Origin of the sequence: Pseudanabaena cinerea FACHB-1277 (assembly GCF_014696345.1) — a bacterium.
Classification (GTDB): Bacteria; Cyanobacteriota; Cyanobacteriia; order Pseudanabaenales; family Pseudanabaenaceae; genus Pseudanabaena; species Pseudanabaena cinerea.
In genome coordinates this window covers 1-9,469 of record NZ_JACJPY010000120.1, presented here as the reverse complement: position 1 = coordinate 9,469, position 9,469 = coordinate 1, and the positions used below count along the sequence as shown (strand labels likewise).

General features: G+C 44.2%; 5 protein-coding genes. 1 reads left to right on the top strand and 4 read right to left on the bottom strand.

Features of this window, described 5'->3' with window-relative positions; all coding sequences use genetic code 11:
* The 3 genes from H6F44_RS21050 to H6F44_RS21040 all read right to left on the bottom strand — a co-directional run.
* On the bottom strand, positions 1–1,052 hold a 1,052-nt coding region (locus H6F44_RS21050), incomplete at its 3' end, for a serine/threonine protein kinase (protein ID WP_190353053.1).
* Between the two features lie 4 nt (positions 1,053–1,056).
* Positions 1,057–1,881: a PAS domain-containing sensor histidine kinase gene (locus H6F44_RS23355; RefSeq protein ID WP_242016686.1), complete on the bottom strand. Its 825-nt coding sequence runs from the start codon at positions 1,879–1,881 to the stop codon at positions 1,057–1,059.
* A 158-nt stretch (positions 1,882–2,039) separates the two neighbouring features.
* Complete coding sequence (locus H6F44_RS21040; protein ID WP_190353052.1) at positions 2,040–2,366, bottom strand: ArsR/SmtB family transcription factor; 327 nt, start codon at positions 2,364–2,366, stop codon at positions 2,040–2,042.
* Between the two features lie 82 nt (positions 2,367–2,448).
* Between H6F44_RS21040 and arsB the strand changes: the two genes are divergently transcribed.
* Positions 2,449–3,513 carry an ACR3 family arsenite efflux transporter gene (arsB, locus tag H6F44_RS21035; protein ID WP_199302223.1) on the top strand — a complete coding sequence of 355 codons (1,065 nt, stop codon included), beginning with the start codon at positions 2,449–2,451 and terminating at the stop codon, positions 3,511–3,513.
* A gap of 17 nt (positions 3,514–3,530) precedes the next feature.
* Here arsB and H6F44_RS21030 read toward each other — a convergent pair whose 3' ends face one another.
* The gene (locus tag H6F44_RS21030) at positions 3,531–9,383 is read right to left on the bottom strand and encodes an AAA family ATPase (RefSeq protein ID WP_199302222.1); all 5,853 of its coding nucleotides are present in this window, start codon (positions 9,381–9,383) and stop codon (positions 3,531–3,533) included.
* Positions 9,384–9,469 lie beyond the last annotated feature (86 nt).

The window sequence follows — 9,469 nt, the reverse complement described above, 5'->3', positions numbered from 1 at the left end:
ACGGTTTTGCCGATGCCCGATGATCCCGCTACTAGCATTAGTTCGCTATTACCTTCGGAAACTCGATCAAAGGTGGCTAAGAGACTCGCTACTTCGGCTTCGCGTCCATAGAGTTTTTCGGAGATGGTGAAGCGATCGCTGAGATCCTTTGTGCCAATTGCAAATTCAGTGATGCTTCCTGTTTGGTTAAGCTGATGTAGGCAGACTTCGAGATCGTGCTTTAAACCCAATGCGCTCTGGTAACGTGCCTCTGCATCTTTTGCCATTAGTTTCAGCACCAGATCGGAAATGACCTTGGGAATTTTTAATCTGGCGTTTTTATCTTGGGCTTGATCTAAAGGCATAGGTTCCTTTGCTAAGTGACAATAGACTAACTCCAGAGGGTCGGCGCTCTGGAAAGGTAGTTGACCCGTCAACAATTCATAGAAAGTGACCCCCAAGGAATAGAAATCACTGCGGTAATCGATGCCGCGATTCATGCGTCCAGTCTGTTCTGGTGATAGATAAGCTAGTGTGCCTTCTAAGATGCCAAGAGCCTTTAGTTCCTGTGTTTCTTGGGACAATTGCGAAGCTAACCCAAAGTCGGTGATCTTCACATACCCTATATTGGGGTGAATCAGGATGTTGCTGGGCTTAATGTCTTTGTGGATGATCCGATGCTGATAGAGTCCGTCAAGGATGTCTGCAAGTTGTATGGCGATCGCCAAAAAATCAGCCAATGTCAAAGAGTTCGCAGCCACCTCCTCCCGCAGCGATCGGCAACCGTCATCGCACATCACTAATACAGAACCATTACCATAGGGAACTAACGCCAGTGGCTTCACCACCCCTGATAGATTCAGGGATTTTGTGAGGATATAGTGATTGCGTAGCCTCAAATGATCTTGAAAGGATGGAGAATCACTTTGGAGCATTTTCAGAACCACAGGTTGCTTGTCTGACAGCCGTATCCCCCTGTAGACAAGGCTGTGACTACCTACGTAAAGCAATTGGGTTAGGTCGTAACCATCCATCTGTAGAAACATTTGGCTACTTTGAGATGCTGTCTGCATGAGATTATTTGGAGTCTATGACTATTAGAGGTAAGCTTACACTGAATGTAGTCTCTCCTATTTGGCTACTTACTTGAATATCTCCTCCATGTTTCTGCACAATTTGGCGCACTATATCTAAGCCCAGTCCGCTACCTTCGCCTCTCGGCTTGGTTGTAAAAAATGGCTCAAATAGTCGCGGCATGATTTCTTCGGGAATTGCCTCACCTGAATTAGTAATTTCAACCACTATTTGCCCTGCTTGTGAGGCGATCGCTACTCCATATCCTTTTAAAGGAATAGGATCTGCACTAACACTCAACCAGCGCACATTCCCATCAGCATCAAGTAGCCCCATCTTGATATTATCGATCACTCGATTTTCCGTTAAAGCCCTGACGCTAGCATATTCGCTGGTGGGCATAGGGGAGCCATCAAAGCGAATGATTTGCCATTCAGGAGAATCGTAGGTACGCTCTGTTAATTCTTGGTTCGGTACGGTTAAAATTGCCTCAGAAGCAGGATTTCCTTCAATCAGGTTTCCTTCAGGATCTGTTACGGAAATACCGATGGGTAAACTTTCAAAAAGAACTTTGTACTTCTGCTCTGATTTTTTGAGAGAAACTTTAATTTTCTTGAGTGCCTGCCTAATCCAATAGGTTCCTAGAACCGCAAAAGCCATCGATACAATCAGCATGATCCCAGAAATACAAAGCGTCCAGTAATAGTTGGAAAAACAACTAACTAACCCTACCGCCCCAATAATTTGCAACCCAAACGGTATAAACATCAACCATTGCAAAGGGAGGTCGTATAAACACGATCGCTGAGATTGCCATTTAAATACCATAACAAGAAGCCTCTGAAGCTATTCTATACATGGTATACGCGTATAAGCATGTACATAGACAAGCTTAGCTATAATCGTTTTCTCCTAACTTAATAAATAAGAAAAATTTACTATTCTCGACACTTGCTTTACGCGGATTACTAGCAAGGCAATAGTGTCTATGCCAAGGCATCGCGCAACATCGCTAACTTTTCAGGCAGAATGCGGTAATAAATCCAAGTGCCACGACGCTCTTTGTTTAGCAATCCTGCTTCATACGAAACCTTAAGATGATGGCTGACCGTTGGTTGTGCTAATCCTAGAGTTTCGACTAATTCACAGGTGCATACTTCTTGATTTGGTTGAGCCGCAATCAAGCTCAAGATTTGTAAACGCGCAGGTTCCCCCAATACGCGAAAAATACTGGCTAAATAACTCGCATCGTTGGAGGTAAGACGACCTTCCAACAAGGGTGGACAACAAGCGATCGATTGATTTGAGTTCATAAGCTCATACTGCCATGAATCAAGCTAAAATAGCAAATATCGACTATTATAAATATTGATATAAATTGATATTGAATAAATCATGGCGCATATACAGCCAATTAAAAAACTATCCCTACTTGATCGCTTCTTGACGCTGTGGATTTTTCTGGCGATGGCGATTGGTGTGGCGATCGGCGTACTTTTTCCTGCGGTGGATCGCGTAATCAATCAGTTTCAAATTGGCACTACCAATATCCCGATCGCGATCGGTTTAATTTTGATGATGTATCCACCCTTTGCGAAAGTACGTTACGAAGAGTTAGGCGATGTCTTCCGCAATGGCAAAATTCTGGCTCTATCTCTATTTCAAAGCTGGATCATTGCGCCAAGTTTGATGTTTTTATTAGCGATCGCCTTTTTTCGAGACTCTCCCGACTATATGGTGGGCTTGATGTTAATTGGCATTGCGCCATGTATTGCGATGGTGATTGTATGGAGCGATCTCGCTAAGGGCAATTCTGAATATACGGCGGGATTGGTTGCCTTTAATAGCATTTTCCAAGTGCTGTTTTATAGTTTTTATGCTTGGTTTTTCATTACGGTATTGCCGCCACTATTTGGATTACAAAGTACCGTGGTGAATATCAGTATCATTGAGATCGGACAGACTGTTTCTATTTATCTCGGTATTCCCTTTATCGCAGGTTTTTTGACGCGCTTTTTTCTGAGCAAAATTAAAGGGAAAAGCTGGTATCACAATGTATTTATTCCCAAAATCAGCCCAATCACCCTAATTTCATTGCTGTTTACCATTGTGGTGATGTTTAGTCTCAAGGGGAATTTGATGTTAAAAATCCCTTTGGATGTGGTCAGAATTTCGATTCCATTATTGATTTATTTTGTTGCCATGTTTATAGTTAGCTTTTATTTTGCTTGGCTAATTAAGGCAGATTATGACAAAGCGGCGAGTGTGGCTTTCACGGCGGCAAGTAACAATTTTGAACTGGCAATCGCGGTGGCTGTTGGTGTATTTGGCATTAATTCGGGTGCTGCTTTTGTGGCGGTTGTAGGTCCTCTAATCGAAGTTCCCGTTTTAATTAGCCTTGTCAATCTATCTTTTTGGTTCAAGCGCAATTTCTTTGATAGTGCAGATCGAACTAAGTAAATTCATGCGATCACCCCTCATCGCACAACATCACAAATCGCTGCTAAAGGTAAACTTATACTGAATTTGGTCTTTCCTATTTGGCTACTTACTTGAATATCTCCTCCATGTTTCTGCACAATTTGGCGCACTATATCTAAGCCCAGTCCGCTACCTTCGCCTCTCGGCTTGGTCGTAAAAAATGGCTCAAATAGTCGCGGCATGATTTCTTCGGGAATTGCAGCGCCCGAATTTGTAATTTCAACCACTATTTGCCCTGCTTGTGAGGTGATCGCTATTTCCAAAGTCCCCGTTTGCCCGATCGCATAGATAGCATTGTCAATTAAATTAACCCAAACCTGTGTAAGCGCATCTGGGTCACAGATGAGATCGGGGACTGGCTCATATTTGCGAATCACCTCTATTCCTTGTTTGAGGCGGCTTTGGTAGAGCGTCAGAGCAACCTCTATGCCATCACTAATTTGAGTAGGACTCTTCTCACCAGATTCGCTGCGATGACTATAGGTTTTGAGCGCAAAGACGATTTTGGCAGCGCGATCGACTTCCTGCTGAATGTTGTTGGTAAATTGATATTGCAATACCATGTTGTACGCTACCTCCAAGATTTCAGCGCTGTTGTCTACTTGTAGGATTGATTCATAAACTGACAAGTCATTGCCTATCTGCATTAGGGTAAGCTGCATGGCTATTTTTTCAGAGTTATCAATCCCGTGAGATTCTAAAAAAGCTTCAATCTGGCGGCGGAGTTTGCGTTCCTCTTTAGTTGAGAGAATCTGCTGATTTTGGAGGGATGTATTTACTAATTTAAGAAATGCTGCTTGCTGTTGGGGTGAAAGGCTTTGGATCAACTCTGGAAACTTTTGGAGGGAGTTCTGAAAGGCTAAGACAATACTACTAGCTGCGGCGCGGATTACCCCTAAAGGAGTATTAATCTCATGGGCAATACTGGCGGTGAGTTGTCCTAGGGCTGCCATTTTTTCCGATTGGATTAATTCGGATTGAGCAGTTTGGAGATCAGCTAAAGTCTGAGATAGTTCTTGAGTACGTTCTTCCACTTTCTGCTCTAGGGTTTGGGAATATTCTTCCAGTAGTCGCGCTTGATTATGGAGTTGAGCTTCTGATGCTTTGCGATCGCTGATATCTCGGAAACTCCAGATGCGACCACAATGTTCTCCCGATGGTAGAATTACCGAGGTAGAAGCCCGTTCCAAAATTCGTCCATCCTTTAAGTTAATTTCATCAAAGCTAGCTTCCTGCGGATGCTCATAGAGATATTCCACCTTTTTTAAGAACTCCTCAGGCTGAGCTAAATGTTCCAAAACAAATCCTAAAAGTTGGTAATCATCATTGGTGTCAAGAATCTGCTGAGGAATGCGACATATTTCGACAAATCCATGATTGTAGGCACTAATTCGTCGATTCTTATCAATCACTAAAATGCCATCGGGAGAAGCTTCCCTCTGAGCTTCCAAAAATGCGTTACTCTGCTGAAGTTCTAGCTTAGATTGCTGGCTTTCGTAGAGGATGCGTGAGTTTTCAAGGGAGATCGCGGCTTGGGTGCTGAGATGGTTGAGAACGGCGATGCGATCGCTAGTGAATGCACCTACGGTCAAATTATTCTCTAAATATAAAATACCTAGCAACTTTCCCTGTTTCAAAATAGGCGTGCATAGAATACTTTTGGGTTGGTGCTGGATGATGTAGCGATCGCTGGCAAACTGCGTATTTTCCCTCGCATCGGCTAAAACTAGAGGCTCTAAACTACGTTTAACCCAATTTACTAAACTTCTAGCCACATCTTGACTTAGTTCCAGAGATATGGGTGTGGATAGGATTTGCGGTTGCTGTCCAGATGTACCGATGGCAGCGATCTGTAGCTCCTCTTCAACCTGTAGCAGTAAGACGCATTTCTCCGCACCCGCATTGACGATCGCGATATTCAGGAGCGTTCCCAAGAGCTTATCAAGTTCAATTTCACTAGAAATCGATTGAGAAGCTTTAAGGATTGTGGCTAAATCGAGGGTAGCTAAAACTGCACTAGTAGTAGGGTTAGAAGACTTTGCCAAAAAGTCAGGGGCAGGAGCATTTTGCAGAACAGCAGCTAGTAATTGGGGATATCGAGTCGCTAAATCGTTAACTTTAGTAGGTGCGCCCCATCGAATGTAGCTATAATAAGCTTCAACCATATAGACTTGAGCGATTTTTTCTCTACCGAGTTCGAGATAAAACTTGGCGGCAAGTTCATTCGCAAGCGCTTCTTCTTGGGTGTAGTCGTTCTCTTTAGCACCAGCGATCGCGCGATCGTAAAGTTCTCCTGCTTGGATGGGCTTACCCAAAACGCGCAGCTTTTCCGCTTCTACTAAAAGCAGCTTGTGTTGATAATTCATGGGAGCCGATTTGGCTAACTTGGTCAGAAGTTTGATATCGGTCTTGACCTTAATGAGCGCCTGTCTCTGTTCAGATTTCCCTAGATGGGGATAAAGCGCTAACCTAATTAAAGCATCATAGAAATAGAGCAGCGTTTTGATAAGCGTTCCATCAATTGACTCTAGCCTCGTCTCAATTATGGCGATCTGTTCCATTGCTAGCTTAGGTCGATCAAATAAGAAAGCTAGGTGAAGTTTACGAAAACTGGTATGCACCTGTAGTTGGCGATCGCTTGAAGCGATCGCAGTTTCATCAAAGAACTGACCCACGAGTTGGCAAACATCCTCAGTTTCGGTGATGAGATTTTCTAAGCCCTGACAGTTGAGCGCAAATACATCAGTCATGGCGCGTTGCTTGAGCTTTTGCAAAGCCCCACGACTAGCGATCGCATCCCGTTGTAAATCCATGAGATTCTGACCTGTCCAAAAGGCTTGGGTAAAATAGACACAGAGGCTATAGGCAGCATATTCAATATCCCCAACTTCCAAACCCACTTGATAGGCTTCCAATAATATTGGCGACAAGTCACGAAGGGGTTCCTTGCGATAGGCAATAAATCTCTGCCAGAGAAATAGGGTCGGAGCTAAAGCGGCTCTTGAGGAGGTCTGATGACATAGAGCGATCGCGGCTTTACCAATGGCATAGCCTTGATCGATGCGTCCCAGCCGCTCACAGAGCAAATAACCATAGATCGTATAAGCCATCGAAGATTTGGGAATATTGCCATAACGCAGATAGAGTGACAGTCCAATAAATGTCATAAATGGCAGAATCTCTGGCATTCCACTTGCGGAAGCTGCACCCATTGCATTTAGGAGGTTACAGGCTGTTAATTTATAGGGATCGGACATTGGAGGCAATTTGAGCAAATCCTGTGGTGACTTGCCAGCCATGCGGTAGAGCGTTGCGAAGAATCCTAGAATGGTTCGCGGTTTGGATAGATTTTTGGGAAAGCTCACTCCAAAAATAGACAGAATCTTACGGGCATAGTCCACCGCCGCCCTTACTTGATTTTGGGCTACTAACGCCAGAATTTGAGTTTCGTAGAATTTCGCCCGATCTAGGTGATTCCTCGCATTTTGCAAGCCGATCGCCATTATTGTTGCCATGTGATCGTAATTATGGGCAAGATAGGCGACTTCAACGGTGAGTTGATGCAGTCCGAGACTCAGCGCATACTGGTTTTGCCAAGATTGCGCCGATAAAAGCTGTAAACCCGTATCGAGATAATTCATCGCCGCTTCGTAGGCAGTGGCACTCCTTGCCTTTGCTCCCGCCCGCCAGTTGAGATAAGCCAGTTCTTCGCGCTCGCCTGAGTCAACAATCAGAGATATGCCCCGATTAAGTTGATTCACAATCTGGAATTGTGGCAGCTCGCGATCGCTGTGAGGTGTACGCGCCAAAAGCAAACGACCGATATTCAGGTGAACGACTTCTTTTTGAGAGTCTGGGATCAAAGAATAGGCTGCTTGCTGGACGCGATCGTGCAGAAATCGATAGGAGCAGGAACTAGAATCATCAATTGGGAATCCAGAAGAATTTTCTTGAACAACTTCAGAATCCATTTGAAAGAATTTGTAGATTTGATTGAGAGGAACGATTAACCCTTCGGCTAGTGCTTTCCATAATGTCGTAGCTGTCTCTATTGGCGATCGCTCCGACACAATTGCTAAGGTCTGCAAATCGAACTGTGATCCAATACAGGCGGCTAGCTTGAGCATGGCTTGCGTATTTTGAGGAAGCTTCTGTAACTGTTGTGCCATAAAGGCTACGACATCATCGGTTAAGCTTTGAATCATGATCTGACTGAGATCGCACTGCCATCCGCCTTGGCTGCTTTCATCAATTACATGGAACTGAATGAACCCTTCTTGATGTAGAGTTTTCAGAAATTGGGTGGTAAAAAAAGGATTGCCTTGGGTCTTGAGATATACCAAATCGGTTAGCGGCTTTGCATAGGCGCGATCGCAACTTAAGGTATCTGCCACTAGTTGATTAATATCGGTTTGGCTGAGGGGTTGCAAGGCGATCGCCTCAATCTTTATCCCTACTTGCTTCAAGCTATTAACTGTCAGCATCAATGGATGTGCCAAGGATACTTCGTTATCTCGATAGGCTCCCAAAATCAAGAGATGCCCTAGATCCTGCATCAACAATTGCAAGAGGCTTAGAGAAGCCGAATCAGCCCATTGAAGATCGTCTAGGAAGATGGTTAGTGGTTGTGATGTCGTGAAAACTTGAATAAACTTCTGAAACAGGTTATTAAATCGGTTCTGGGCTGCGCTAGCAGATAATTCGAGCGCAGCAGGTTGATGTCCAATAATTAGCTCTAGCTCTGGAATTACCTCGATCGCCACTTGACCGTTCTCACCCACGGCTTCAAGAATTTTGGTTTTCCAATGGGCTAGATGGCGATCGCTTTCATGCAACAATTGTCCGATCAAATCGCGAAAAGCTTGCACAAATCCTGAAAAGGGAATATTCCGATTAAACTGGTCAAATTTACCTTTGATGAAATAGCCCCGTTGTTTGACAATGGGCTTATGAACTTCATTCACCACCGCCGTTTTGCCCACCCCTGAGAATCCCGCCACCAGCATCATTTCAGGTATACCAGCACTGGAACTTACACCTGTACTGACGCGATCAAAAGCAGCTAGCAAAGCCGATACTTCTGCTTCTCTTCCATAGAGTTTTTCAGGAATTGTAAAGCGATCGCTTCGATCCCTTGTCGCAATTTCAAAGGATGGAATAGTTTCAGTTGCGTTAAATTGATTGAGCGAGAATTCAAGGTCATACTTCAAGCCTAAAGCACTCTGATAGCGATCTTCAGCATTTTTCGCCATTAGCTTAAAGATAATTTGGGCGATCGCTAAAGGAATCTCTGGTCTCAATTCGCAGACCAAGGGCGCAGGCTTGGCTATATGGCAATGCAGCAGTTCTAGGAGATCGTCAGACGGGTAAGGTAACTGTCCAGAGAATAGTTCAAACAAGGTCACACCCAAGGCATATAAATCTGTACGGTAGTCGATGCCGCGATTCATCCGTCCTGTTTGCTCAGGTGATATATAGGCTAATGTCCCTTCTAAAACATTGGGGCTGACTATCTCTGCGGTTTCTTTGGGCAGTAGAGAGGCAAGGCTAAAGTCGATCAGCTTAATCTGTTTTGATTCAGGATCGTACAGAATATTGGCGGGTTTAATATCTTTATGGATGACACGCTGCTGGTGCAGATCGTGCAGAATCTCGGCTAGTTGAATGGCGATCGCTAAACATTCGGCTAGATTCAAAGAATGTAAGACAATATATTCTGATAGAGCCATACTGCGATCGTCAGGCATGACCAAGACAAAGCCATTGCCAAAGGATTCTAAACTCAAGGATGGAACAACCCCCGCCAAATCGAGATTTTTGGTAATTGTGTAGTGCAATACTACGGACAAAATTGGTCAGAGATAGAGCCGTAAGAGCAAAGCTTGTGGAAATTAGGGTGTAATTTAATCGAAGTAAGGTCTAAATCTAACAGGGA

Bases quoted from the DNA above. Each gene is read 5' to 3' on its own strand.
- H6F44_RS23355 (WP_242016686.1), bottom strand. From the start codon at position 1,881: ATGGTATTTAAATGGCAATCTCAGCGATCGTGTTTATACGACCTCCCT.
- H6F44_RS21040 (WP_190353052.1), bottom strand. From the start codon at position 2,366: ATGAACTCAAATCAATCGATCGCTTGTTGTCCACCCTTGTTGGAAGGT.
- arsB (WP_199302223.1), top strand. From the start codon at position 2,449: ATGGCGCATATACAGCCAATTAAAAAACTATCCCTACTTGATCGCTTC.